The organism is Kitasatospora sp. NPDC015120, assembly GCF_043080305.1.
GTDB lineage: Bacteria > Actinomycetota > Actinomycetes > Streptomycetales > Streptomycetaceae > Kitasatospora.
In genome coordinates this window covers 67,953-93,624 of record NZ_JBIBVJ010000006.1, presented here as the reverse complement: position 1 = coordinate 93,624, position 25,672 = coordinate 67,953, and the positions used below count along the sequence as shown (strand labels likewise).

16 protein-coding genes and 1 pseudogene are annotated in these 25,672 nt (G+C 73.6%); 14 read left to right on the top strand and 3 right to left on the bottom strand.

Features of this window, described 5'->3' with window-relative positions; all coding sequences use genetic code 11:
• Positions 1-65: 65 nt before the first annotated feature.
• The 14 genes from ACF1AK_RS16980 (at position 66) to ACF1AK_RS16915 (ending at position 22,079) form a co-directional block, all read left to right on the top strand.
• Positions 66-1,376: a cytochrome P450 gene (locus ACF1AK_RS16980; RefSeq protein ID WP_391499542.1), complete on the top strand. Its 1,311-nt coding sequence runs from the start codon at positions 66-68 to the stop codon at positions 1,374-1,376.
• 7 nt (positions 1,377-1,383) lie between these two features.
• Entirely contained in the window at positions 1,384-3,096 is a 1,713-nt protein-coding gene (locus tag ACF1AK_RS16975; RefSeq protein ID WP_391499541.1) for a condensation domain-containing protein, read from the top strand.
• A 96-nt stretch (positions 3,097-3,192) separates the two neighbouring features.
• Positions 3,193-6,600 carry an amino acid adenylation domain-containing protein gene (locus ACF1AK_RS16970; RefSeq protein ID WP_391499540.1) on the top strand — a complete coding sequence of 1,136 codons (3,408 nt, stop codon included), beginning with the start codon at positions 3,193-3,195 and terminating at the stop codon, positions 6,598-6,600.
• A 31-nt stretch (positions 6,601-6,631) separates the two neighbouring features.
• Entirely contained in the window at positions 6,632-10,246 is a 3,615-nt protein-coding gene (locus ACF1AK_RS16965; protein WP_391499539.1) for a type I polyketide synthase, read from the top strand.
• Positions 10,233-11,516, top strand: a complete 1,284-nt coding sequence (locus ACF1AK_RS16960; protein WP_391499538.1) for an MFS transporter — start codon at positions 10,233-10,235, stop codon at positions 11,514-11,516. Before ACF1AK_RS16965 ends, ACF1AK_RS16960 begins: the two co-directional genes overlap by 14 nt.
• 39 nt (positions 11,517-11,555) lie before the next feature.
• The gene (locus ACF1AK_RS16955) at positions 11,556-12,872 is read left to right on the top strand and encodes a cytochrome P450 (RefSeq protein ID WP_391499537.1); all 1,317 of its coding nucleotides are present in this window, start codon (positions 11,556-11,558) and stop codon (positions 12,870-12,872) included.
• Complete coding sequence (locus ACF1AK_RS16950) at positions 12,869-13,879, top strand: NAD-dependent epimerase/dehydratase family protein (protein WP_391499536.1); 1,011 nt, start codon at positions 12,869-12,871, stop codon at positions 13,877-13,879. Before ACF1AK_RS16955 ends, ACF1AK_RS16950 begins: the two co-directional genes overlap by 4 nt.
• On the top strand, positions 13,876-14,712 hold the full coding sequence (locus ACF1AK_RS16945) for a hypothetical protein (RefSeq protein ID WP_391499535.1): 837 nt from the start codon (positions 13,876-13,878) through the stop codon (positions 14,710-14,712). Before ACF1AK_RS16950 ends, ACF1AK_RS16945 begins: the two co-directional genes overlap by 4 nt.
• Positions 14,709-16,580, top strand: a complete 1,872-nt coding sequence (locus ACF1AK_RS16940) for an amino acid adenylation domain-containing protein (RefSeq protein ID WP_391499534.1) — start codon at positions 14,709-14,711, stop codon at positions 16,578-16,580. The genes ACF1AK_RS16945 and ACF1AK_RS16940 overlap by 4 nt, the downstream gene beginning before the upstream one ends.
• Before the next feature lie 66 nt (positions 16,581-16,646).
• Positions 16,647-17,930 carry a homoserine dehydrogenase gene (locus tag ACF1AK_RS16935; RefSeq protein ID WP_391499533.1) on the top strand — a complete coding sequence of 428 codons (1,284 nt, stop codon included), beginning with the start codon at positions 16,647-16,649 and terminating at the stop codon, positions 17,928-17,930.
• Positions 17,931-17,991: 61 nt separating this feature from the next.
• Positions 17,992-18,468: a hypothetical protein gene (locus tag ACF1AK_RS16930; RefSeq protein WP_391499532.1), complete on the top strand. Its 477-nt coding sequence runs from the start codon at positions 17,992-17,994 to the stop codon at positions 18,466-18,468.
• 8 nt (positions 18,469-18,476) lie between these two features.
• Positions 18,477-20,375 carry a 2-oxoacid:acceptor oxidoreductase subunit alpha gene (locus ACF1AK_RS16925; protein WP_391499531.1) on the top strand — a complete coding sequence of 633 codons (1,899 nt, stop codon included), beginning with the start codon at positions 18,477-18,479 and terminating at the stop codon, positions 20,373-20,375.
• A complete protein-coding gene (locus tag ACF1AK_RS16920) occupies positions 20,365-21,321 on the top strand; it encodes a 2-oxoacid:ferredoxin oxidoreductase subunit beta (RefSeq protein WP_391499530.1) in 957 nt (318 codons plus the stop codon). The genes ACF1AK_RS16925 and ACF1AK_RS16920 overlap by 11 nt, the downstream gene beginning before the upstream one ends.
• On the top strand, positions 21,318-22,079 hold the full coding sequence (locus ACF1AK_RS16915; RefSeq protein ID WP_391499529.1) for a thioesterase II family protein: 762 nt from the start codon (positions 21,318-21,320) through the stop codon (positions 22,077-22,079). Before ACF1AK_RS16920 ends, ACF1AK_RS16915 begins: the two co-directional genes overlap by 4 nt.
• Positions 22,080-22,222: 143 nt before the next feature.
• On the opposite strand, the pseudogene ACF1AK_RS16910 reads toward ACF1AK_RS16915, so the two are convergent.
• The 3 genes and pseudogenes from ACF1AK_RS16910 to ACF1AK_RS16900 form a co-directional block, all read right to left on the bottom strand.
• Positions 22,223-22,384 (bottom strand): annotated as a pseudogene (locus ACF1AK_RS16910) (pirin family protein); the annotation flags it as partial.
• Positions 22,385-22,549: 165 nt separating this feature from the next.
• The gene (locus ACF1AK_RS16905) at positions 22,550-23,755 is read right to left on the bottom strand and encodes an McrC family protein (RefSeq protein ID WP_391499528.1); all 1,206 of its coding nucleotides are present in this window, start codon (positions 23,753-23,755) and stop codon (positions 22,550-22,552) included.
• The gene (locus ACF1AK_RS16900; protein WP_391499527.1) at positions 23,752-25,623 is read right to left on the bottom strand and encodes a DUF4357 domain-containing protein; all 1,872 of its coding nucleotides are present in this window, start codon (positions 25,621-25,623) and stop codon (positions 23,752-23,754) included. The genes ACF1AK_RS16905 and ACF1AK_RS16900 overlap by 4 nt, the downstream gene beginning before the upstream one ends.
• Positions 25,624-25,672: the final 49 nt, after the last annotated feature.

Below are 25,672 nucleotides of genomic sequence, written 5' to 3'. Positions count from 1 at the left end.
GCGTACGGGGCTTGCCCGGAGCGGCCTCCACCGCCCAGGAATCCCATTGACATGGACTTGGGTCCATGTTTGACTTCGAGCCGCGAGATGGACATGGGTTCATATTTGATCTCCCGGAAAGGAATCCGGCCATCATTACCCACGATGCGCCCGTATCCCGGTGCCCGGTCACCGGCGGCGCGGCAGCGGACCTGGTCGACCCCCGGCTCTACAGCGACGGGGACGCCTGGCGGATCTGGCAGCGGATGCGCGCCGAGAAGACGCTCGGCCGGCACCAGGTCGACGCGGACCGAGGATTCTGGTCGGTGGTCAAGTACGCCGACTCCGACCTGGTCCTGCGGGATGCCGCCACCTTCACCTCCGAGCGGGGCACCCTGCTCGACATCCTCGGCACCGACGACCCGGCCGGCGGCCAGCAGCTCGCCGTCACCGACCCGCCCCGGCACACCCCGCGGCAGGCCCGGCTGAAGCGCGCCCTCGCCAGCAAGGCGATCGGCCGCCAGCGCAGCATGATCACCCCGATCGTCCGCGAGCTGCTCGAACCCCTGGGCGACGGCGGCGTGTTCGACTTCGGCGCGGCCATGCTCGGCCTGCCGATGTCGGTGACCGGCACCATGATGGACCTGCCCGAGCAGGACTGGGACTGGCTCACCCGCCTCACCACCATCTGCATCGCCGCCGACGACCCCGACTTCCAGGGGCCGGACGGCAAGGAGGCGACGCTGGCGGAGGCCCACCGCGAACTCTTCGGCTACTTCCAGGACCTCACCCGCCACCGCCGCGCGAACCTCGGCGACGACCTGCTGAGCACCCTGATCTCCACCACCTTCGAGGGGCGGCAGATGTCGGCGGCCGAGGTCGTCTCCAACTGCTACAGCCTGCTGCTCGGCGCCAACGTCACCACCCCCCACGCGCCGACCTTCGTGATGGCCGAGTTCGCCGAGACCGACGTGCTCGCCGACTGGGCGGCCCACCCGGAGGTGCACGCCACCGCGTACGAGGAGGCGCTGCGCTGGGCGTCGCCGGTCAACCACGTGCTGCGGTACGCCACCAGGGACACCGTCGTCCGGGACACCGAGATCGGCGCCGGCGAGGCCGTCGTGGTCTGGCTCGGCGCCGCCAACCGCGACGAGGAGGTGTTCGACGACCCGCACACCTTCGACATCCGCCGCAAGCCCAACAAGCACCTGGCCTTCGGCATCGGCCCGCACTACTGCGTCGGCCACAGCGTCGCCCGGGTCACCGTCTCGATCCTCTTCGAGGAACTGCTGGCCGGCTACCAGGACTTCCGGCTGGCCGGGACGCCCGAGCGGCTGGTGTCCAACTTCGCCTCCGGCTACAAGTACGTGCCGGTCACGGCCCGTCGGCGGAAGTGAGCCGGGGATGACGACAACCGCGACCGAGCCCGAGGCCCGGACGGGGGCCGACGGCCGGACCGCCGACGGCCGGACCGCCGACGACCGCTGGTACCCCGCCAACCCCGCGCAGAAGGGGCTGTGGGTGCTCGACCGGGTGGAGCAGCTGCGCCGCACCACCCTGATCCCCACCGTCGTCCGCTTCACCGGCCCGGTCGACGTCCCCCGGCTGACCGCGGCCGTGCAGCGGGTCCTCGACCGGCACCCGGCGCTGCGCTCCCGCTTCCGGCTCGACCCGGAGCACAAGCGGGTCGAGTTCCGCACCGATCTGGAGCCCGCCCGCGCCGGCGTGATCGACGCCGCCTCGGAGGGCTGGACCGCGGCCGAACTGCCGGAGCTCATCGACGTGCTGTGCTACGCGCCGTTCGACCTGGCGGCCGAGGCCCCGGCCCGGGCGGAGCTGATCGTGCTCGGGCCCGAGGACGTCCGGCTGGTGCTGACGGTGCACCACATCGTCTGCGACGGCTGGTCCCACTCGCTGATCCTGCGGGAGATCGAGCACGTCTACCGGGCCCTCGCCCGGGGAGTCGACCCGGCGCTGCCGGTGCCGCCGCACCCGGGCGAGGTCACCGTGGGGCCCGACGCCGAGGAGCTGGCCGAGCGGCTGCCGGACGTGCTGGAGCGCCTGGCCGGCGCACCGCTGGAGGTCGACGTCCCGTTCCGCCGCCCGGTGCCGGCCGGAGCCGACCCCGACCTCGACGGCGGGACGCTGGCGATCGACCTGGACGAGGAGCTGACCGGCGCGCTGCTCGACACCGCCGCCGCGGCGGGCTGCACCCCGTTCGCGCTCGGGGTCGCCCTGCTCACCGGCACGCTGGCCGGGATCGGCCCGCAGCGCGACTTCGTGATCGCCTTCGGCTGGCCCGGGCGGGACGACCCGGCGATCGCGGACGTCATCGGGATGTTCATGAACACCACCATGCTCCGGGTCACCCTCGACGGGGACCGCACCACCTGGGGCGAGCTGCTCGTCGGCGCCCGGATCGGCGCGATGGAGGCGTTCATCGACGCCGACGTCCCGCTGGACGCCGTGACCGCGGGCCTCAAGCCGGAACGGACCGTGATCTGGCCGCCGCTGTCGGCGGTGCTGGTCAACCTCAACGAGTCGCCGCGCGACCTCGACCTCGGCGACGGGGTGGTGGGCCGGCTGCTGCCGCTCGACCGCCTCCCCATGAAGTACGACCTCGCCCTGTTCGTCCGGGTGGACGACACCCCGCGGGGCCGGCGTCTCCAGCTGTCCGTGGACTTCACCCGGGCACTGTTCGACGCCGCTGACATCAGCCGACTACTCGACGCGATGCGGCACAACGCCGCACTCATCGCCCACTCTCCGGAGGAACCCGTGACCGCAGCCACAGCCCCCACCGTGGACCTGGACGACCCGGCCGCCCGGCTGGAGCTCGTACGCTCGCTCTGGCGGGAGGTACTGAAGCTCGACTCGGTGGGCGACGACGTGAGCTTCTTCGAGGCCGGCGGCGACTCGCTGCTGCTGGTGATGCTCGTGGAGCGCCTCGTCCAGACCACCGGCCGTGCCCTGAAGACCATGGACCTGTTCCGGGCCGGCACCGTACGCGGCCACGCCGAGCTGCTGGTCACCGCCGGTTCGCCGGCCGGCTCCGGCACCGCCGGCAGCCGCGACCGCCTGCTGGGCGCGGCCCGGGCGGCCGCCGCCGCGCGCTGACCCCTCCTGCGGCGGGTCCGGCGCCCCACCGCCGGACCCGCCCCGGGCGACACGCGAGCCGCGTCCACCCACCCCTTCCTTCTTGGAGAGCAACTGATGACGCTTCATGACATGGCGCGCTCCGCGCTCGGCCTCCAGCCGGCCGGTGCGGACCTCGGGACGCTGAGCTTCGTCGAGCTCGGCGGGGATTCACTGCGGGCGATGCGGCTCGCGGCCACGGCCCAGGAGGAGCTCGGGCTGCGGCTGGCGATGCGGGACCTGCTCGGCGGCCGCCCGCTGGCCGAGGTGCTGGCCGACGCCGTGGAGTCCCCCGCGGCCCCCGCCGCGGCGCCGGCCGGCGGCCCGGCCGCGGCCACCGATGCGATGTCCTACACCCAGCGCGGGATGTGGCTGATCGAGAGCATCACCGGCGGATCCCCGTACAACCTGGTGTTCACCTGCTTCGTCGAGGAGGGCAAGCTCGACCAGGGCCTGCTCCAGGAGGCGGTGGACCGCACCGCCCGCCGCCACGAGGGGCTGCGCACGGTCTTCCGGGAGACCGAGGGCGACGCCGTCCGGCACGTCCTGGACGATGTGACGCCGAAGCTGGTCGCCGTCGAGCACGACGTCCTCGACGCCGAGTTCGAGGACCACGTCCGGCGGATCTCGGCCCGGCACGGGGCGGAGCCCTTCGACCTGGCCGCCGCCCCGGCGCTGCGGCTGCTGTTCTTCGGCAACCCGTCCGGCGGCGGGGCGCTCACCCTGATCGCCCACCACATGCTGCTCGACGGCACCGCCGTCGGCCTTCTGCTCGAAGAACTCTTCGCCCACTACCGCGAGTTGGAAGGAGGGCCGGCGGCGGACCAGCAGCCGGCCGTCCCGCTGGACGCACTGATCCGCCGCCAGGAGGAGCTCCGCTCGGCCGGCGAGTGGCAGCGGCAGGCCGAGTTCTGGAACGGGCACCTGGCCGGCGTACCGACCGTGCTGGAACTCCCCGCCGACCGGCAGCGCCCGGCGGTCCAGGACGCCGCCGGCGACCGGCTGCCGCTGGACCTCGGAGCCGGGGTGAGCGCCGCTGTGACCGGGCGGGCCCGGCAGCTGGGCGTGACCCCGTTCTCCTTCCTGCTGGGCGCGTTCGGCCTGACCCTGAGCCGCTGGACCGGCACCCGCCGGCTGCTGGTCGGCGTACCGCTGCTCGGCCGTGAGACCGGCGAGCTGGCCCGGCTGGTCGGCGTGGCCGGCAACCTCGTCCCGGTCCTGATCGACGTCGACGACGACGCGGACACCGCCGCCTACCTGCGCGGCGTGCACGACTCGGTGGCCCTCGCCATGGACGCCGGCCAACTGCCCTTCGACGAACTGGTCTCCCGCCTCGGCGCCGAGCGCACCCCCGGCTGCCACCCGCTGGTCCAGGTCTGCTTCGGCATGCACGACCAGCTGGTCCCCGAGCGGCTGCGCACCGAGGCCCTGGCGGTCCGGGTGGAGGAGGGGCACGGCGGCGGCTCGCAGTTCGACCTCACCCTCCTGGTGGGCCGCTCCGACCCGGCCTACGCGGGCCACGTCGAGTACGCCACGGCGGTCTGGCGCCGAGGCGAGGCAGCGGCGTTCGTCGCCGACTTCCGCGCCGCCGTCGCCGAACTGGCCACCGCCGAGTCCGCGCTGGAGCACGTGCGCTGCCTGGCCCCCGAGCGCCGCACCCTGCTCGACCGGCTGAACGACTCCGCCCAGCTGGTCCCCGCCACCTCCCTGGACGAGGCGTTCCGGGCCGCCGCCCGGCGCCACCCGGACGCCGTCGCGGTCCGCGAGGGCGACACCGCACTGACCTACACCCAGCTCGCGGCGGCCGTCGCCGAGCAGGCCCGGCTGCTCCGCGCGGCCGGCGTGGTCCCGGGCGACACCGTCCTGGTCGGTCTGGAGCGCTCGGTCGCCGAGGCGGTCGCCGTGCTCGGCACGGTGTCGGCCGGCGCCGCCTACGTCGGTGTGGACCTCGCCCTGCCCGCGGCGCACACCCGGCAGATCACCGCCAAGGCCGCCCCGGCCGCCGCGCTGGTCCCGGCGCACGCCCGCACGCACGAGGCGCTGGCCGGCATCCCGACCGTCGACACGTGGGACCCGGCCTGGCGTCCCGCGCCGGCCGAGGACCCGGACCACCCCGCCGCGGACCCCGCGCGGCAGGCCTACATCGCCTTCACCTCCGGCTCCACCGGCGAGCCCAAGGGCGTCGGCGTCCCGCACCGCGGCGTCCTGCGGCTGGTCCTGGACGTCGACTACGTCCGGCTCGGCCCCGGCGAGCGGATGCTGCGGCTGTCGCCGCTGGCCTTCGACGCCTCCACCCTGGAGCTGTGGGGCGCGCTGCTCACCGGCGCCACCCTGGAGGTCCACCCGGCCGGACTGCCCTCCCCGTCCGAGCTGGGCGCCTTCCTCGTCGAGCGCGGGATCACCGTCGCCTGGCTGACCGCCGGACTCTTCCGGCTGGTCGCCGAGTTCGCGCCGGACGGCCTCGGCGGGCTGCGCCAGCTGCTCACCGGCGGCGACGTGGTCCCGCACGACCACGTGGCCCGGATGCTGGCCCGCCACCCCGGCCTGGTGATCACCAACGGCTACGGGCCGACCGAGAACACCACCTTCACCACCACCCACTCGGTGCGCCGCCCCGAGGACATCGACGGCCCGCTGCCGATCGGCCGCCCGGTCCCGGGCACCCGGGTGTACGTGCTCGACGAGCGCGGCCGCCGCGTCCCTCCGGGCGCGGTGGGCGAGCTGTACGCCGCGGGCGACGGCCTCGCCGACGGCTACGTGCAGAACGAGGCGGAGACCGCCCGCCGCTTCGGCCGGTTCTCCCCCGAGGTCGACGAGCGCCTCTACCGCACCGGCGACGTCGTCCGCCTCGACACCCGGGGCCGGATCTCCTTCCTCGGCCGCTCCGACCACCAGGTCAAGATCCGCGGCTACCGGATCGAGCTCAGCGCGATCAGCGACGTGCTCGCCACCCACCCGGACGTCCAGGACGCCGTGGTGGTGGTGACCGACGACGACAGCGCCGGCAAGCGGATCGTCGGAGCGGTCGTCCCGGTACCGGGTTCCCCGCTGGACGCCGCCGAGCTGCGCAACCTGCTCACCGGGCGGCTGCCCGGCTACATGGTCCCGGTGCTGTGGGCGCTGCTGGAGCGGATGCCGGTCACCGCCAACGGCAAGGTGGACCGCAAGGCCATCCTCGCCGCGGCCGCCCCGGCCGGCACGGGCCGGCCGGAGCCGGCCGGACCCGCCGCCGGGGCCGATCCGACCGATCGGGTCGCCGCCCTGTTCGCCACCGCGATCGAGCGCGCGGGCGGCCGGGGCCGGAACGTCCCCGCGGTCGACCGGGACACCGACTTCTTCCGGATCGGCGGCACCTCGCTGGCCGCCGTCCAGCTGATCCGCCTGATCAAGCAGGAGCTCGGGGTCACCCTCAAGCTCCGCGAGTTCCTGCTCAACTCCACCCCGACCGGAGTGCGCGCGCTCGCCGACAAGGCGGCGGGCAAGTGACCGGCCGGACCGTCGAGAGGAGGTGGCGGCCGTGGTAGCCGACCGTGCGATCGCCGTGATCGGAATGGCCTGCCGGTACCCGGGAGCGTCGGACGTCCGGGAGTTCTGGGCGAACCTGCGGGCCGGCGTCGAGGGGATCACCCACTTCGGCGTGGACGAGCTGCTCGCGGCCGGGGCGGACCCGGAGTACGTCCGGCGGCCCGGGTTCGTCGGGTCCAAGGGCGTCCTCGCCGGCTCCCGCACCTTCGACTGGGGCTACTTCCGCTACCCCCGGGCCGAGGCCGCGGTGATCGACCCGCAACAGCGGGTCTTCCTGGAGTGCGCCGCGACCGCCGTCGACGACGCCGGGCTCGACCCGACCCGCTTCACCGGCCGGATCGGCGTCTACGCCGGCTCCGACCGGACCGCGGTCCCCAGCCCGGACCTCAGCCCGCTGGCGCGGGTGATCAGCCTGGAGAAGGACTTCGTCGCCACCCGGGTGGCCTACAAACTGGGCCTGCGCGGCCCGGCCGTCACCGTCCAGACGGCCTGCTCCACCTCACTGACGGCCATTCACATGGCGGTGCAGAGCCTGCTCGGCGGCGAGTGCGAGGTGGCCCTGGCCGGCGGCGTCGCCGTCTCGCCGAAGGGCGAGTGGGGATTCCAGCACGAACCGGGCGGGGTGCTCTCGCCCGACGGCCACTGCCGTCCCTTCGACGCGCGCGCCGGCGGCACCGTCCCCAGCGAGGGCGTCGGCGTGGTGGTGCTCAAGCGGCTCGACGACGCGCTGCGCGACGGCGACCGGATCGCGGCCGTGGTCCGCGGCTCGGCGATCAACAACGACGGCGCCGAGAAGCTCGGCTTCACCGCGCCGTCGATCCCCGGCCAGGCGGAGGTGATCCGGCACGCCCACAAGGTGGCCGGGGTGGACCCCGGACAGATCGGCTACGTCGAGTGCCACGGCACCGCGACCCGGCTCGGCGACCCGGTCGAGGTGGCCGCGCTCACCGAGGCCTTCCAGCTGTCCGCCGAGGACGCCGAGACCTGCTGGCTCGGCTCGGTCAAGAGCAACATCGGGCACACCAGCACCGCCGCCGGCGTCGCCGGCTTCATCAAGACCGTGCTGATGCTCGAACACGGCGAGCTGGTCCCCAGCCTGCACTTCGAGGACTCGAACCCGCTGCTCGACCTGGACTCCTCGCACTTCCGGGTCGGCACCACCACCCGGCCCTGGGCCCCGGAGCGGCGGATCGCCGGCGTCAGCGCCTTCGGCGTCGGCGGCACCAACGCGCACGTCGTGCTGGAGGCCGCGCCGCCGCGCGAGCGGGCCGCCGCCGACCGCGGGCCGCGGGTGCTCACCCTCTCCGCCACCACCCCCGCGGCGCTGCGCCGGATGCGCGTCCGCCTCGCCGAACGGCTGCGCGACGACCCGGAGCTGGAGCTGCCGGACGTCGCCCGCACCCTCGCCGAGCGGCGGCGCCACCCGCTGCGGCAGGGCGTCGCGGTCGCCGACCGGGACGGCGCCGCCGAGGCGCTGCTGGCCGCCCCGGACCCGGTCCGCGGCGACGGCCTGGACAAGGTCGCCTTCCTCTTCCCCGGCCACGGGGTGCTGCGGCACGCCGCGGGCACCGCCGCCTACCGCCGGCTCCCGGACTTCGCCCGGGCCTTCGACGAGCTGAACACCGCGGCCGCCGGCCTCGGCCTCGACCTCTCCCCGCTGGTGGCGGGCGAGGCCGCGCCCGCCGAGTGGTTCGACGAGTTCGTCAACCACCAGGTGGGGCTGTTCACGCTCGGCTACGCGCTGGGCCGCCAGCTCCAGGAGTGGGGCGTCAAGCCCGCGGCCATGCTTGGCAACAGCGCCGGCGAGTACGCGGCGGCCGCGGTGGCCGGCGTCTGGGCCCCGCAGGACGCGCTGCGGCTGGTGTACGAGCGGGCGATCGCCCTGCGCGCCACCGAGCCGGGCCGGATGGTGGCGGTCAACGCACCGCTCGCGGAGGTCACCGCGCGGGTCCCGCTGGACGGGCCGATCGCCCTCTCCATGCTGGCCCGCGGCGGGGTGGTGCTGTCCGGGCCGGCCGCCGCGATGACCGAACTGCTCGACGGGGACGCCCTGGCCGGGCTGGACCTACGGGTGCTCAACGTCGACCGGGCCGCGCATTGCGACATCCTGATGCCGGTCGCGGAGCGGCTGACCGACCTGGTCGGCACCGTCCCCGCCCAGCTGCCGGGCGTCCCGCTGGTCTCCAACGTCAGCGGCGGCTTCGCCGACCCGGCGGCGGTGACCACCCCGGAGTACTGGGCCGCGCAGGTGCGCCGGCCGGTCCTGCTGGACGCCGGCATGTCGACCCTGCTCGACCACGGCTGCGACACCTTCCTGGAGCTCGGCCCCGGCGCCACCATGCTCAGCGTCCTGCGCTGGAACCAGGGATGGGACGGCAGCCGGGCGGCCGTGCCGGTGCTCGGCCGGCCCGAGGACGGCGAACTCGGGCTGCTGCGGGCGCTCGGCGCCCTCTGGGAGCGCGGGCTCGACGTCCTGGAGCCGCCGCTGGGCGCCGACGGCACCCGTCCCGCCCTGGTCCCGCTGCCCGGGTACCCGTTCGCCGAGAGCGACCCCGAGCTGGAACCGGCCGAGCCCGTCACCGCGGCCGCCGGAGCGGACGACCCCGACGCGCTGCGCCCGCTGGTGGAGCGGCTCTGGTGCCGCACCCTCGGCGTGGCATCGGTCCGCGACCAGGACGGCTTCTTCGCCCTCGGCGGGGAGTCGCTGACCGTGCTCTCGCTGCTCGGCCTGCTCCGTGAGCGGGCCGGGATCTCCGTGGTGGCCTCCGAGTTCATGCGGGAGGCGACCTTCGGCCGGCTGCTCGCCCTGGCCGAGGAGCAGCGGGCCCTGACCGGGCCGCCCCCGCTGGTCGGTGCGGTCACCCTGCGCGAGGGCGTCGGCCGGCCGGTCGTGCTGGTCGCCGACGCGGCCGGATCCGCCTGGAGCTACCAGGAGTTGGCGCAGGCCCTGGACACCGAGCGGCCGGTCGTGGTGCTGGAGCCGGTGGACGCCGACAGCGGGCGGGGGACGATCGAGGAGATCGCCGCCCACCACGTCAGGGCGCTGCTCGCGGTGCAGCCCGAGGGCCCGTACACGCTCGGCGGCTGGTCCTTCGGCTCGGTCGTGGCGCACGAGACGGCCACCCGGCTGAAGGCCCGGGGGGCCGAGGTGGACCTGCTGGTCTGCCTGGACTCCTACCTGCCGGGCCCGCCCGGCCGGGCCTTCGGGGCGACCCCCGACTTCCTGCTCGGCCACGCCCGCCTGCTCGGCGGGGCGTACCTCGGGCTCGGCGCGTCCGGCCGGGCCGTTCGGCGCAACCCGGCGCTGCGCCGGCTGCTGCTGGACAAGTTCCGGCTGCTGTCCCGCTACCGGCCGCGGCCCGCGGCCTGGCCGGTCGTGGTCTTCACCGTGGACACCTCGCCGGCCGGGGCGCGGCGCCTGGAGCGTCGGATCGGCGCCATGTACACCGCGGGTGTCCGGGTCCGCGGGGTCGGGGGCGACCACTGGTCGATGCTCCGGCCGCCACAGGCGGGCCGGCTCGCCGAAGAGCTGTCCGCGGCACTCGTGGACGCAGCCGCGGCGGTCGAGCCGTCGCCGATGGAGGGAGAACACGATGGCGATCGATGACGCGCCGCCGATCACCGAGGCCGTGGTCGAGCCGGTGGGCGGGAGCCCGGCGGCCGAGCGCGGGTCGCTGCTGCGCAACCGCAGCTGGCAGGCCTTCTGGGTGGCCGAGACGCTGGCGGCGGTCGCCGAGCAGGCCGCGGACATCGCCTACCCGCTGCTGGTGCTGGCCACCACCGGCTCGGCGGCGTACGCCGGGGCGGTGGGCTCGGCCCAGCTGCTGGCCACCGGTGTGCTGTCGATCGTCGGCGGGACCCTGGCGGACCGCTTCGACCGGCGCCGGATGCTGATGCTGTGCAACTCCGTCCGTGCGGTGCTGCTCGGGGCGTTCTGCTGGATGATCGCGGTGGGCACGGTCCCGATCGCGGTCACCTTCGCGGTGGCACTGGTCTCCGCCGCCTGCTTCGGCATCACGATGCCGACCCAGATGGCGCTGATCAAGCAGCTGGTCCGGCCGTCGCAGCTGACCGAGGCGACCGCGCAGAACCAGATCCGGTGGTTCGGCGCGATCACCGCCGGCCCGCCGGTGGGCGGTTGGCTGTTCGGGCTGGCCCGGGCGCTGCCGTTCGTGGGCGCGGCGGCAGCCTTCGTGGTCTCCAACCTGCTGCTGATGCTGGTCAAGGTGCCCGCCGCGGAGAAGCCCGCCGCCACCTCGGCCGGCCGCGGCACCACGGAGGGCTTCCGGTACCTGTTCCGCCACCCGGTGCTGCGGCCGCTGATGATCAGCATCACGCTCTCCAACATGGCGTTCAACACCACCGGGATCTTCCTGGCGGTGATCGCCACCGCCAAGGACCGCGGCGCCTCCGAGGGGTTCACCGGCATCACGCTGGCGCTGGCCGGCGCCGGCGGCCTGCTGGGCTCGCTGGTGGCCGGCGAGGTGATCAAGCGTACGCCCCCGCCGCTGGTCTTCATGATCGGCTACGGGATCGGCCCGATCGCGGCGATGGCGCTGGCCGTGGTGCCCGGCGTCGCCCCGCTCGGCGTGATCATCGCCTGCGTGTTCGTCCGCGGCCCGATCATCAGCGCCCTGTTCCTCACCTACGCGGCCAAGTTGGTGCCCGACGACATCCAGGGCCGGGTGCTCGGGGCGATCGTCTTCACCTCGATGGTCGCCTCGCCGATCGGGGTCCTGGCGGTCGGCGCGATCTTCGACACCGGAGGCTCGTTCTGGGTGTTCGTCGCGGTCGCAGCCGTCGCCGCCCTGGGCACTCTGCCCACCTTCACCCGCGGGGTCCGCACGCTCCGTCCGCTCGACGAGATCACTTCCTGAGGCTCCACCACCGCCCTTCCCAACCGCAGGAGTCGGACCATGACTGACAGCAGCATCCTCCCCCCGGAGTTCTTCACCGACCCGCTGGCCGACCGCAACGCCGTCTACGCGCAGCTGCGCGAGCAGTGCCCGGTCCGCGGCATCAACCACCCGCCCGGCGCCGAGGCGTACATCGTCGCCGACTACGAGCTCGCACTGAAGGCCTTCGGCGACAACCGGATCTCCAAGTCGCTGGACAACGCCCCGAAGTGGTTCCGCGACCAGCTGCTCGACGCCAGCCCGGTCCAGGCCAAGAACCTGCTGATCGCGGACGCCCCGGACCACTCCCGGCTGCGCAAGCTGGTCAGCAAGTCCTTCGTGCCGCGCCGGATGGAGACCCTGCGCCCGCGCATCCAGGAGATCGCCGACGACCTGATCGACGCCTTCCCGGAGTCGGGCGAGGTCGACCTGATGGAGTTCGCCCGGGTCCTGCCCGTGATGGTCATCTTCGAGTACCTGCGGGTCCCGATCGAGGACCGGGCGATGCTCTACAGCTGGGCCCCGATCCTCGGCGGCGCGCCGTACCACACCGAGGAGGAGAACCGCCGGCTCAAGGAGGTCAGCGCCCGGTACGAGCAGTACCTGCTGGACCTGCTGGAGTCCCGCCGCGCCGACCTCGGCGAGGACCTGGTCAGCCAGCTGCTGCGGGCCGCCGACGAGGACGTCTTCACCACCGACGAGATCGCCTCGACCATGTCGCTGGTGATCATCGCCGGCCAGCGGACCACCACCAACCTGATCGGCAACGGCCTGTCGGCCCTGCTCACCCACCCCGACCAGCTGGAACTGCTGCGCGGCAACCCGGAACTGGTGGTGTCCGCCGTCGAGGAGTTCCTGCGCTTCGAGGCGCCCAGCTACCGGGGCACCCTCCGGGTCGCCGCCCAGGACATGGAGATCGACGGGGTGGAGATCGGCAAGGAGGCCTTCGTCCACCTGCTGATCGCCGCCGCCAACCGCGACCCCAAGGTCTTCGAGAACCCGGACGCGCTGGACATCACCCGCAGGAACAACCGTCACCTGACCTTCGGCCACGGCCCGCACTTCTGCCCGGGCGCCCCGCTCTCCCGGCTGGAGGGACACCTGGTCTTCCCGACCCTGCTCCGCCGCCTGGAGGGCATCGAACTCGCGGTGCCCGAGGAGGAGCTGGACTGGGTGTACGACAACTCGGTGAGCCGCGGCCTGGCCTCGCTGCCGATCCGCTACACGCGCCGGCTGCCCCGCAGCACCGACCCCGTGGCCGACGAGGCCGCGGCGGCCGCCGAGGCCGCCGCCGTGCCCGCCGCCGGGGTGTGCCCGTTCACCGGAGCGTCGGCATGAGGGTCCTGGTCCTGGGCGGGACGGTCTTCCTCTCGCACGCCGTCGCCGCCGAGGCGCTGCGCCGCGGCCACGAGGTGGTCTGCGCGGCCCGCGGCAGCTCCGGCCGGGTACCCGACGGGGCCCGACTGGTGAAGGTCGACCGCAACGAGCCGGACAGCGTGCAGGTGCTGGCCGGGGAACGGTTCGACGCCGTGGTGGACGTGGCGACCATGTCGCACCGCTGGGTGCTGGACGCGCTGCGCGCGGTCGGCGCCGGCGCCGGCCACTGGACCTTCGTCTCCTCGATCAACGTCTACGCGGACGCGGTGACCGCCGGTCAGGACGAGACCGCGGCGCTGCATGAGCCGATCGCCGAGGAGGCCCCGCCGGAGGAGCGGATCCAGCACCCGTACCTGTACGGGGCGATCAAGGCGGCCAGTGAGCAGGCCGTCCTGGAGCAGCTCGGCGCGAGGGCGTTCGTGGTCCGCTCCGGGCTGATCGTGGGTCCCGGGGACGTCTCGGACCGGTTCGGCTACTGGCCCGCGCGGATCTCCCGCGGCGGGCGGGTGGCGGTGCCCGACGCCGCCGGCCAGATCACCCAGTGGCTGGACGTCCGCGACCTGGCCGGCTGGATCGTCGACGCGGGCGAGCGGCGCCTCGGCGGCGTCTTCAACGGCGTCGGCACCGCGCACCGGCTCGGCGACTTCTTCGACCGGGTGGTCGGGGCGGTCGGCGCGCCGGACACCGAGCTCGTGCCGGTCCCCGTCCCGGTGCTCACGGCCGAGCGGGTCGAGTACTGGCGCGGCCCGAAGTCGATGCCGTTGTGGATGCCGGACGAGGACGCCGGGTTCTGCGCCCACGACAACGGCCGGGCGCTCGCCGCGGGCCTGCGGCCCCGGCCGGTCGAGGAGACCCTGCGCGATGTGCTCGCCGACGAGCGCCGGCTCGGGCTGGACCGGGAGCGCAAGGCCGGCCTGACCGACGCCGAGGAGACCGGGCTGCTCAGGACGCTGGAGGTGCGGCTGTGACCGCGCAGCCGGCCTGGCGCCGGATCGGCGACGGCGACGGCGCCACCGTCCTCGCGGTCGACTACGACTCGGCCGGCCGGCCGGAGGCGGGCTTCGACCGGCTGGCCGCCCACCCGGCGCTGGCCGGCCTGGCGGTCTGGCACGCCGTCCAGCCGGAGACCGGTCCGGACCCCACCGCCGAGGACTACCTGCGGGTGTGGCAGCTCCCGCCGGCCGCCGCCGGTCCGGTCGAGGCGGTGCTCGGCTACTGCGTCGGCGGCGTCTTCACCGGCGACCTGGCCGACCGGATCGCCGCACGGCAGGGCTTCCGCCCGCAGGTGCTGCTCTTCGACCCCGAGCCGGTCGACCACGGCAGCGTGCTGCGGGACTTCCTGAAGGCGCTCGACGTGATGGCCGTGCTCTCCGGCCCCGAGCGCGCGGCGTACCGGGCCCGGGCCGAGGCGGTCCACGCCGCCGGGGGCACCGACTTCGCCGCGGCGGCCGCGGGCATCACGGCGGTCTACGAGGCGGCGGCCGGCGAGGCCTTCGACCGGCTCGGCCTGGACGAGGAGGAGAGCGAGGAGCTGCTCGACCTCTTCCGCAGCTACGTCCGCTACCTGACGGCGGCCCGGCAGCTGGCCCCCGAGTCCGGCTGGGCCACCGCCACCGCGCTGACCTCGGCCGGTTCCAGCCCCGGCGCCCGGTACACCGGCCGGGAGCTGGTCTTCGACACCACCACCGCGGCCCTGCTGGAGGACGACCGGGTGGCCGAGGCCACCGCCCGTCTGCTGTCCGCACCCGCCGCGACGACCTCCGACGCCATCCTCCCGTCCCTTGCAGGAGAACGCGCATGACCGACATCCTCGACCCCGTAGCCCCGGCGGTCGGCACCGAGCTGCTGTCCGCCGCCGACCTGGCCCTGATCGAGGGCTGGAACGCCACCGGGCACCCCGTCCCGACCGAGACCCTTCCCGAGCTGGTCCAGGCGAGCGCGGCCGCCCACCCCGACCGCCCCGCCGTCCGGCACCACGACGTCCGGCTGAGCTACGCCGAACTGAACGAGCGGGCCAACCGGCTCGCCCGGGTCCTGCTCCGCGGCGGCGCCCGGCGCGGCGACATCGTCGCCATGGTGCTGCCCCGGTCGGTGGACTACGTCATCGGCGCGCTGGCCGTCGTCAAGACCGGCGCCGCCTACCTGCCCGTCGACACCGGCTACCCGGTCGACCGGATCAGCCAGGTGCTCGACGACGCCCGGCCGGCCCAGGTGCTCACCGTCGCCGCACTGGCCGACTCCGTGCACAGCGCGGCCCGGCTCGTGGTGCTGGACGACGGGGCCACCCGGCAGGAGCTGGCGGCGGCCGACCCGGGCGACGTGGGCGATGCCGACCGGCTCGCCCCGCTGACCCCGGACAACCCGGCCTACGTGCTCTACACCTCGGGCTCGACCGGGCGCCCCAAGGGCGTGGTGGTCGCCCACAAGGCGATCACCAACCGCCTGCACCACATGCAGTCCGAGATCCCGCTCGGGGCCGGCGACCGGCTGCTGCAGAAGACCCCGGCCGGCTTCGACGTCACCGTGCGCGAGGTGTTCTGGCCGCTGATCGCCGGGGCCGAGATCGTGGTCGCCGACCCGGACGGGCACCGCGACCCGGCGTACCTGGTCGAGACGATCACCGCCCAGTCCATCACCGTCTGCCACTTCGTCCCCTCCGGGCTGAAGGTCTTCCTCCAGGAGCCGGAGGCGGCCGGCTGCACCAGCCTGCGCCACGTGGTCTGCGGCGGCGAGGCCCTGCCGGCCGAGTTGCAGGCCTGGTTCGCCTCGGTCCTGGAGGCCCGGCTGCTCAACGTCTACGGGCCGACCGAGGCCGCGGTGGACGTCTCCTCGATGTTCTGCCCGCGCAAGCCGGACCCCGGCCCGGTGCTGATCGGCCGTCCGGTCTGGAACACCCGTCTGTACGTCCTGGACGACCAGCGCCGCCGGCTGCCCCCGGGCGTGCTCGGCGAGCTGTTCCTGGCGGGCGTCCAGGTGGCCGAGGGCTACCTGGGGCGCCCCGACCTGACCGCCGAGCGCTTCGTCGAGGACCCGTTCGTCCCCGGCGAGCGGATGTACCGCACCGGTGACCTGGCCCGCTGGCGGGCCGACGGGATGATGGAGTTCTTCGGCCGGATCGACCACCAGGTGAAGATCCGCGGCTTCCGGGTCGAGCTGGACGAGGTCGAGTCGGCCGTGCTCCGCGAGCCCGAGGTCGGCCAGGCGGCCGTGATCGTCCGCGAGGACGTACCGGGCGACCAGCGGCTGGTGGCCTACCTGGTACCGGCCGCCGGGGCGGTGCCCGACCCGGAGCGGCTGCGCGAGCGGCTGGCCCGCGAACTGCCCGACTACATGGTGCCGAGCGCCTTCGTCCAGCTGGCGGAGCTGCCGCTGACGCCCAACGAGAAGCTGGACCGGACCGCGCTGCCCCGCCCCGGGGCCGCCTCCGTCCGCACCGGCCGGGCACCGAGCGGCCCGGCCGAACTGCTTCTGGTCGGCCTGTTCGCCCGCTTCCTGGACCTCCCCGAGCAGGGCATCGAGGTCACCGACAGCTTCTTCGACCTCGGCGGCAACTCCCTGCTGGCCACCCAGGTGATCGGCGAGATCCGCAGGGCCACCGGGGTCCGGCTGCACCTCAACCAGTCCTTCCGGACGCCGACCGTCGAGGCCCTGGCCACCCGGCTCGCCTGACCGGCGGTACCCCGGCCGGCAACGGCCGCGACAACCCAACTTCCACAGCAGAACGAGGTCGGAAACATGCGCACACTCAAAGTGGCTCTCCTCGGATGCGGCGTCGTGGGCACGGAGGTGGCGCGTCATCTCGCGCTCCACCAGGACGACCTGACGGCCCGGATCGGGGCACGGGCGGAACTGGTCGGCATCGCCGTCCGGCGGGCCGACCGCCTCCGCCCCGGCGTACCCGCGGAACTGGTCAGCACCGACGCCGCCGCCCTCGTGGCCCGGGGCGACCTGGACGTGGTGGTCGAGGCCATCGGCGGCACCGAGACCGCGGGCGAGCTGATCCGCAGCGCGATCGCGCACGGCGCCTCGGTGGTCAGCGCCAACAAGGCGCTGATCGCCGCCCAGGGCGCCGAACTGCACCGGGCCGCCCGGGAAGCCGGCACGGACCTCTTCTACGAGGCCGCCGTGGGCGGGGCGATCCCGCTGCTCCGGCCGCTGCGGGAATCGCTGGCCGGTGACCGGGTGAACCGGGTGATCGGGATCGTCAACGGCACCACCAACTTCATCCTCGACAAGATGGACTCCACCGGCGAGGAGTACGAGGTGGCGCTCAAGGAGGCCACCGCGCTCGGCTACGCGGAGGCCGACCCGACGGCCGACGTGGAGGGCCACGACGCCGCGGCGAAGGCCGCGATCCTGGCCGGCCTGGCCTTCAACACCCGGGTCACCACGGACCAGGTCTTCGTCGAGGGCATCACCGGGGTGACCGCCGCGGACATGGCCGGCGCCCGGGCCATGGGCAGCGTGGTCAAGCTGCTGGCCATCTGCGAGCGCCACCCGGACGGCGAGTCCGTCACCGTCCGGGTCCACCCGGCGATGATCCCGCGCGAGCACCCGCTGGGCTCGGTCCGCGGCGCCTACAACGCCGTCTTCGTGGAGGCGGACGCGGCCGGCCGGCTGATGTTCTACGGGCCCGGCGCGGGCGGCGCGCCCACCGCCAGCTCCGTCCTCGGCGACCTGGTCGGCGCCTGCCGCAACCGGCTCGCCGGGACGGCCGGCGCGGGCGAGGCCGTCTACCGGGAGCTGCGGGTCCGGCCGATGGACGAGGTGGTCACCAGCTGCCACATCGAGCTGGACGTCGAGGACCGCCCCGGTGTGCTCGCCGCGGTGGCCACGGTCCTCGCGGAGCACGGCGTCTCCGTGGACACCGTCCGCCAGCACCACGGGCCGACCGGCACCTACCTCGCCGTGGTCACGCACCGGGCCACGGACGCCGCCCTGGGCGCGACCGTCGAGGCGCTCGCGGGGCTGAGCCAGGTCCGGGCGGTCAACAGCACGATGCGCGTCGAGAGCCGCTGAGCCGGCCGGGCGCGCGCACGTCCCCACCGATCACGAATCGCTTGGAGAACAGGTGGTAGCGATGGACCGAACGTCGGCGACCGGGACCCGGCACGCCGTAGTCGATTCGGGAGCCCTGTACCAGCTCGCGTCCGGTCACTCGCCGGCCGCGGTCGAGCTCCGCAAGCAGGTGCGCACCGGCGACCTGCACCTGACCGTTCCGATGGCCGCGTTCTCGGTCAGCTCCAGCATGCGCACCTGCTGGGACACCGAGTGCCGGCTCGACCACCCGGACGACGGGACCGACGCCCTGCGCGACCTCTTCGACCGCCCCGGGATCGAGATCCGCCAGCCGACCGTGGACTTCGCGCTCACCGCGGGCGGCCTGTACGCCGACTGCGTCGACCGGCGGGTGGTCGGCTCCGAGGTGCTGGCGGCCTGCCACTCGGTGCTGCTCGCCGAGCAGGAGAGCGTCCCGCTGATCTCGGTCACCAGCGCCCGCTACTGCTACGTCCCGCTGTCCTCCCGGGACGCCGCCACCCAGCTCGTCTTCGTCTAAGGACTGCCATGATCGTCGAAAGTCCCGTGCGGTCCGAGCCGGCCGCCAAGTCCGTCAGGTCGCTGGACCGGGTCGTGATCCGCTTCGCCGGCGACTCGGGCGACGGCATGCAGCTCACCGGTGACCGCTTCACCTCGGAGACCGCCGCCTTCGGCAACGACCTGTCCACGCTGCCGGACTTCCCCGCCGAGATCCGGGCCCCCGCCGGAACCCTGCCCGGCGTCTCCTCCTTCCAACTCCACTTCGCCGACCACGACATCCTCACCCCCGGCGACGCCCCCGACGTCCTGGTCGCGATGAACCCGGCCGCCCTCAAGGCCAACCTGGCCGACCTGCCGCGCGGCGCCGAGATCATCGCCAACACCGACGAGTTCACCAAGCGCGCGCTCGCCAAGGTCGGCTACGGCGCCGACCCGCTCGACGACGGGACGCTCACCGCCTACCGCGTCCACCCGGTGGCCCTCACCACCCTGACGGTGGAGGCGCTGAAGGACAGCGGCCTGGCCCGCAAGGACGCCGAGCGGGCGAAGAACATGTTCGCGCTCGGCCTGCTGTCCTGGATGTACCACCGGCCGACCGAGGCCACCGAGGCGTTCCTGCGGCAGAAGTTCGCCGGGAAGCCGGACATCGCCGAGGCCAACATCACGGCGTACCGGGCCGGCTGGAACTACGGCGAGACCACCGAGTCCTTCGCGGTCTCCTACCGGGTCGCCCCGGCGGCCGCGGTGTTCCGGCCGGGCCGCTACCGCAACGTCTCCGGCAACCTGGCCCTCTCCCTGGGCCTGGTCGCCGCCGCCCGCCGCTCCGGACTGCCGCTGTTCCTCGGCTCGTACCCGATCACCCCGGCCTCGGACATCCTGCACGAGCTGTCCAGGCACAAGAACTTCGGCGTACGGACCTTTCAGGCCGAGGACGAGATCGCCGGCATCGGCGCCGCCCTGGGGGCCGCGTTCGGCGGCGCCCTCGGCGTCACCACCACCTCCGGGCCCGGTGTGGCGCTCAAGTCCGAGACCATCGGCCTCGCCGTGTCGGTCGAACTGCCGCTGCTGATCGTCGACATCCAGCGCGGCGGCCCGTCCACCGGCCTGCCCACCAAGACCGAGCAGGCCGACCTGCTGCAGGCCATGTTCGGCCGCAACGGCGAGGCCCCGGTCCCGGTCGTCGCCCCCGCCACCCCGGGCGAGTGCTTCACCATGGCGGTGGAGGCGGCCCGGATCGCCCTCACCTACCGCACCCCGGTCTTCCTCCTCTCGGACGGCTACCTGGCCAACGGATCCGAACCCTGGCGGATCCCCGAGACCGACGAACTCCCCGACCTCCGCGTCGAGTTCGCCACCGAGGCGAACCGCCCCGACGGCAGCTTCTGGCCCTATCAACGCGACCCCGCCACCCTGGCCCGCCCCTGGGCCGTGCCCGGCACGCCCGGCCTCGAACACCGGGTCGGCGGTATCGAGAAGCAGGACGGCACCGGCAACATCTCCTACGACCCGGCCAACCACGACTTCATGGTCCGCACCCGGCAGGCCAAGATCGACGGCATCCCCGTCCCCGCCCTGGACGTCGACGACCCGGACGGCGACGCCCGCGTCCTGGTCCTCGGCTGGGGATCCACCTACGGCCCGATCGCCTCCGCCGTACGCACGGTGCGCGCCGGCGGGGGCAGGATCGCCCAGGCCCACCTGCGCCACCTCAACCCCTTCCCCGCCAACCTCGGCGCCGTGCTGCGCCGCTACGACCGGGTGCTCGTCCCCGAGATGAACCTCGGCCAACTCGCCCTGCTGCTCCGTGCCGCGTACCTGGTCGACATCCGGTCGTTCACCCAGGTCTCCGGCATGCCGTTCAAGGCCGAGCAGCTGGCCGCCGCCATCGAGTCCGAGATCGGCCTGGAGGTCACCGATGCCCACTGAACTCCAGCTGACCGCGAAGGACTTCAAGTCCGACCAGGAGGTGCGCTGGTGCCCCGGCTGCGGGGACTACGCCATCCTCGCCGCCGTCCAGTCCTTCCTGCCGGAACTGGGCATCGCGCGGGAGAACATGGTCTTCGTCTCCGGCATCGGCTGCTCCTCCCGCTTCCCCTACTACCTCAACACCTACGGGATGCACTCCATCCACGGCCGCGCCCCGGCGATCGCCACCGGCCTGGCCGCCTCCCGCCCCGACCTCTCCGTCTGGGTGATCACCGGTGACGGCGACGCCCTGTCGATCGGCGGCAACCACCTGATCCACGCCCTGCGGCGCAACGTCAACCTGAAGATCCTGCTGTTCAACAACCGGATCTACGGCCTCACCAAGGGCCAGTACTCCCCCACCAGCGAGGCCGGGAAGATCACCAAGTCCACCCCGATGGGCTCGCTGGACGAGCCCTTCCGCCCGCTGTCGCTCGCCCTCGGCGCGGAGGCGAGCTTCGTCGCCCGCACCATCGACTCCGACCGCCGGCACCTCCAATCGGTGCTGCGGGCCGCCGCCGGGCACGAGGGCACCGCACTGGTGGAGATCTACCAGAACTGCAACATCTTCAACGACGGCGCCTTCGACGTCCTCAAGGACCCGGCCACCCGCGACAGCGCCCTGCTCCGCCTGGAACACGGGCAGCCGTACCGGCTCGCCCCGGACGCCGAGGAGGTCGTCCACGACGTCGCCGACCCCGACCCCACCCGCGCCTTCGCCCTCTCCCGTCTCTCCGCCCCCACCCCGGTCGGCGTGCTGCGCGACGTCGAGCGCCCGGTCTACGACCGGCAGCTCAACGAGCAGGTGGACGAAGCCGTCCGGCGCCACGGCGCAGGGGACCTGGCGGCCCTGCTCGGCGGCCAGGACTCCTGGACGGTGCCGCGGCCCGCCGGGAGGGCCGGATGACAGCCGTCCTGACCGGGGCCGCGACCCCGGCCCGCAGCTGGCTGCGGAGCTTCGACACCGCGGCCGGCGGCGGCACCCGGCTGGTCGCCCTGCCGCACGCCGGCGGGTCCGCGTCGGCGTTCCGCTTCCTGTCACAGGCGCTCGCCCCCGACCTCCCGGTGGTGGCCGTCCAGTACCCCGGCCGCCAGGACCGCTTCGACGAGCCTGCGGTCACCGACCTCCACAGGCTCGCCGACCTCGTGGTGCGGGCCCTGGAGCCGCACCTGGACGAGCCGCTCGCCCTGTTCGGCCACAGCATGGGGGCCAGCATCGCGTTCGAGACCGCCCTGCGCCTGGAGCGCCTGGGCATCGCCCCGGCCGCGCTGATCGTCTCCAGCCGCACCGCCCCGGGCATCGGCCTGGGCCGCCCGGACCTGGTGCACGAGCTCGGCGACACCGAACTGCTGGCGGAACTCCAGGCCTTCGGCGCCGTCGGCCCGCTGATCACGGAGGACCGGGAGCTGCTGCGGTACACCCTGGAGCTGGTCCGCGCCGACTACCGGGCCGTGGAGTCCTACCGCCCGGTGCCGGGCAGCCGGGTGCACTGCCCGGTGAGCGTCCTGCTGGGCACCCGCGACCCCCGGGTCTCCCGGGCCCAGGGCGCCGCCTGGCAGGACTGGTCCGCCCGGGAGATCGCCCTGCACCTGTTCGAGGGCGGCCACTTCTTCCTGGAGGACCACGCGGACGCCGTCACGGCCCTGGTCCGCGCCGCCCTGTAGACCGCCCCCCCGCCGTCACCCGAGCGCGCCCCCACACCCGACGGCGCACGGACGTCCCGCCGGCCGGCGGGACGTCCTGCGGGGGCGGCCCTGCCCTCCGAGGCGGCGGGCACGAGGAGCGGAACTCACGGCCCTCTCCCGGGTCAGCGCTCCCGCCCACGCGCCTTCAGGGGGATGTCGGGGAGGGCCGGGGCGTGGAGGCGGGCGCCGTCGTAGCCGTGGACCTCGCCGAAGCGGGTGCCGGTTTCCCAGTCGGTGCGGGCCTGGAGGATCTCCTCACCGGTGCGGCCGATGGCCGACCGCCATCACACTCCCGGCACCGCGCGATGGATTGCGGTGATCGTCGCCGCGACATCGAAGCCGAGCACCGGGGCGGCCGACCGGAGAGCAGGCTCTCCCCGAAGTTGTTCGCGAATGCGAGCTGCGGCACCGGCGGACTCCCTGCCCCCTGGCGGCTGTCCCGATCGTGATCATACCGTCACGCCCGGGGCCATCTGCCGAGCCAGGGAACGGATTTCACGGAGCAGATCGGCCGGCCCCCGGTCGAGGTCCAGCGCGTGCTGGTGGATGACGATGCCCGCGTGCCGCACTCGGTGGGCAGCGTGCGGGGCGTGGCCCTTGGCGTAGACGAGGTGTCCCTCCCGCAGGCCCAGAGCGGTGCAGTAGGCCAGCATCTGGTAGAGATCACCGTCGGGGTACCCGCCGGCCTTCTCCGCCTTGTATTTGGCGTCGGCAACGGCCTGCGGTACCCCCTCCGAGCCGTAGAGGACGAAGTCGGGCTTCATCCGGATCTCACCGGCCTCGTCGAGGTGGTGCGGGTCCTGGAGCCGACAGATGCGGTCCGTGCCCCGGAACGCCTCGCGCAGGGCGACCGTCACGAAGTCCTCGAAGAGCTTGTTCATGGGGAACAAGAAGCCTTCGACGCGCAGTTCACCGGCGGTGTGCTCAGGCGACGAACCGTCGAGGATCACGCGGGCGAGGTGGAGCGCGTGCTGGTAGCGGGCGTTGAGGCGGGTGGCGCGCCCGGTGGGGAGCGCCTGGCCACGTACGAGCGGGGAGACGTCCGCGAGGCGTACCCGCTGGTGCAGCAGGCGGCGGCGCACGTCCTGGGACACGCCGGGCAGGCGGAGCAGGCGTTCGACGGCGGCGCGCAGGATGCGGTTCTCCGCGATGTCGGTGGTGAACTCGTCGTACGCGATCTCCACGGGCAGCGCGGCGCCGAACCGGCGGCGTATCTGCTCGGCTTCGCGGATCCGGCCGCGGACCACAAGGGCGCTGTCCTCGACCGTGCGGTAGCCCTGGAGGAGCCCTTGCCGCAGGGCACGGTCCACCTGGCGCTCCACGGCGTGGGCTAGGGCCGGCAGGAGTTCGTCGTGGTCGCCGACCTCGACGTCCCCGTTCCGCCAGCCGCACGGGTCGAGGCTGTACCCGATGAGGAAGAAGAGGCGGCCGATCGGCACCTTGGGAGTGATCCGAACGGTGACGGGATCGCCGCCCGGCACCGCCAGGCTCACCGCGCCGACCTTGCTGCCGGCCCGCAGTGTCCAGTGGCCCGTCCGGTACGGATCGGGGGCGGCTGTGTCGAGGATGCGCGAGGCCGCGATGGCCCGGCCGGCGGCGTCCGGGAGGGGAACGGACGCCGCCGGTGCGTGCTCGGTCAGGTGGACGACGGTCACGACTCCGCCTGGGACTGGCCGTCCCACACGATGTCGCCCGGCTGCATGGCGAACCTGGTGCGCTTCGCGGCCACTTCGGCCTTCAGTGCCGCGAGGCCGTAGCGCTTCTCGATGTCGGCACCCTCGCCGTAGTGGTGCTCCTCCAGCAGAGGAAGGATCTTGGTCCGCCAGGTGCGTTCCAGGCCGCCATCGCGGTAGACCCCCGGCTTCATCAGGTACGAGGGGCCGATCCGGAAGTCCGCGTCGTCGATCCGGGCGTTGAGCGCGTCCAGCAGGTCGGCCGGCTCACTGTCGCGCTCCTGCGCCGCGAGCCAGCGTCGCAGCAGGCCGCTGGTCGGCTCCGTCCGCGGCGACAACTCGACGAACGCGAACCGGCGCCGCATCGCCGCGTCGACCAGGGCGATGGAGCGGTCGGCCGTGTTCATCGTGCCGATGATGAACAGGTTCGGCGGGAGGGCGAAGTCGTCACCAGAGTAGGTGAGCCGGACGGCCTTGTTGCGGTACTCCAGGAGGAAGTACAGCTCACCGAAGACCTTCGCCAGGTTGGCCCGGTTGATTTCGTCGATGATCAGGAAGTGCGGCACGTGCCGGTTGCCCTCGCGGGAGGCGAGGTCGGCGAGTTCGCGCAGCGGGCCGGCGGTGAGGCGGAAGGCGACCTCGCGGGTCTCCGGGTCCTCCTTGGGGCGGAAGCCCTCGAAGAAGTCCTCGTAGGCGTAGGAGGGATGGAACTGGACGAGCTTGACCTGTTCGGGGCCGCCGCCGAGGAACTCCGCGAGCTTCTGCGCGAGGTACGTCTTGCCGGTCCCCGGAGGGCCGTAGAGCACCAACTGGCGCTCGTCCCAGAGGAGGTCGCGGACCTCCTGGAGCCACGCCACGTCGTGGACGAGCAGGTCCTCGGCGAGCTCATGGGTGGTCTCGGGCAGAGCCAGTTCACGCCGGGCGATGCGGATCTCCACACTAGGGTCACGCTCTATCGCCTCGGCTTCCTCCTCCAACTCCTGGTCGCTCAGTCCGAGGCCCTTGACCAGGGCCTGTACGGAGGTGAGATCCGCGACGTCATGCTGCACCGACAGCTTCTGCTGAAGCTCCTCGGGCAGATCGGCGTAGGGATACCCCTCGCTCTGCCACTCCACCGGACGCCGCAGGTTGGACCGGTCGTCGTCCGAGGCCGTCTGCTCCGCCGGCCCGGTCACCTCACCCACGTAGAGCCGGCCGCCGGAGATGGTGCACACGGTGTCGCCGGGCTTGATCCGGGAGAGGAAGGCGTGCAGCTCCTCGATGAGGTCCTGCTTCTGGCTGTAGGTGGCCGTGGACTCGTAGTCCTCCCGGACGAACGCGCTCAGCTGCTCCTTGCTCGTGCCCTGCCCGACGCCCTGCCGCAACCGGGAAGCCGCGAGGGTGACCCGGCCCTCCGGCAGCCAGAGTCGCTGGACGAGATCGAGGCCGGAGACGTTGGAACCGCGGACCAGCCAGGCACGGTTGGGCCCGGCCCAGACGCCCGACATGAACTCCGACAGCGGCCGGTCGTCCTTCGTCCGCCACCGTGTCCAACCGTTGGCCGAGCGGCCCATCATCACTTCGGCAGCGGCGGAAGGGGAGCCGAACTCCACGTCCTCGGCCAGTTCAAGATTCCCGGGCCAGCGCTCGGAGGGTCGCAGCTTGCCCTCGTCGATCAGCTGCGTCCGCAGGCGGCTGGAGGACGCCCTGCGCTCCGAGTACGACGGAACGACCGTGCCCCTCGCCGGCGCCCCCTCGTACACCAGGAACTTCTGACTGCCGTTGCTCCCCTTCTCCGACAGCAGCCGGCCTCGCGCGACGGGCCCGCCATAGGGCAACCGCAACTCGAACTCCCGGAACTCGTCCTCCACGCCCCGCTCCGCCCCTCACCCTCGAAGATCCTGTACGCACAATAGGCCC

Excerpts from the sequence above, each read along its gene's own strand:
- ACF1AK_RS16975 (WP_391499541.1), top strand. The coding sequence starts at position 1,384 with ATGACGACAACCGCGACCGAGCCCGAGGCCCGGACGGGGGCCGACGGC.
- ACF1AK_RS16930 (WP_391499532.1), top strand. The coding sequence starts at position 17,992 with ATGGACCGAACGTCGGCGACCGGGACCCGGCACGCCGTAGTCGATTCG.
- ACF1AK_RS16960 (WP_391499538.1), top strand. The coding sequence starts at position 10,233 with ATGGCGATCGATGACGCGCCGCCGATCACCGAGGCCGTGGTCGAGCCG.
- ACF1AK_RS16940 (WP_391499534.1), top strand. The coding sequence starts at position 14,709 with ATGACCGACATCCTCGACCCCGTAGCCCCGGCGGTCGGCACCGAGCTG.
- ACF1AK_RS16935 (WP_391499533.1), top strand. The coding sequence starts at position 16,647 with ATGCGCACACTCAAAGTGGCTCTCCTCGGATGCGGCGTCGTGGGCACG.
- ACF1AK_RS16950 (WP_391499536.1), top strand. The coding sequence starts at position 12,869 with ATGAGGGTCCTGGTCCTGGGCGGGACGGTCTTCCTCTCGCACGCCGTC.
- ACF1AK_RS16970 (WP_391499540.1), top strand. The coding sequence starts at position 3,193 with ATGACGCTTCATGACATGGCGCGCTCCGCGCTCGGCCTCCAGCCGGCC.
- ACF1AK_RS16915 (WP_391499529.1), top strand. The coding sequence starts at position 21,318 with ATGACAGCCGTCCTGACCGGGGCCGCGACCCCGGCCCGCAGCTGGCTG.
- ACF1AK_RS16920 (WP_391499530.1), top strand. The coding sequence starts at position 20,365 with ATGCCCACTGAACTCCAGCTGACCGCGAAGGACTTCAAGTCCGACCAG.
- ACF1AK_RS16925 (WP_391499531.1), top strand. The coding sequence starts at position 18,477 with ATGATCGTCGAAAGTCCCGTGCGGTCCGAGCCGGCCGCCAAGTCCGTC.
- ACF1AK_RS16955 (WP_391499537.1), top strand. The coding sequence starts at position 11,556 with ATGACTGACAGCAGCATCCTCCCCCCGGAGTTCTTCACCGACCCGCTG.
- ACF1AK_RS16980 (WP_391499542.1), top strand. The coding sequence starts at position 66 with ATGTTTGACTTCGAGCCGCGAGATGGACATGGGTTCATATTTGATCTC.